The organism is Psychromonas arctica, from assembly GCF_038155225.1.
Classification (GTDB): Bacteria; Pseudomonadota; Gammaproteobacteria; order Enterobacterales; family Psychromonadaceae; genus Psychromonas; species Psychromonas arctica_B.
In genome coordinates this window covers 1-227 of sequence record NZ_JBAKBA010000233.1, presented here as the reverse complement: position 1 = coordinate 227, position 227 = coordinate 1, and the positions used below count along the sequence as shown (strand labels likewise).

The following is a 227-nucleotide window of genomic DNA, read 5'->3' as shown; positions in this document are numbered from 1 at the left end:
CACTGAAGGACCTTACTATTAAAAACCGCCGTATTATGGTAAATCTTTTAACTTCTGAAGAGCGAGGAATAGCTTATTGTGATCCCTTATTCATATCCAAACATGATATTGATAAATGGGCTGTTATATTTAAAAAAGAAACTTTTTCAAATTTGATCTTAGTAGGACAGTTAGATAATTTACTTTAATCTCGCTGACATATTAATTTCTTCATCATTGGTGGTAAG

The 227-nt window shown here is 30.8% G+C and carries 1 protein-coding gene; it reads left to right on the top strand.

All coding sequences use genetic code 11. The annotated features are described in order from the left end of the window. Window positions 1-188, top strand: a 188-nt coding sequence (locus V6255_RS18390) for a hypothetical protein (RefSeq protein ID WP_341629422.1), incomplete at its 5' end; no start/stop codon positions are given. Between the last annotated feature and the right edge of the window lie 39 nt (window positions 189-227).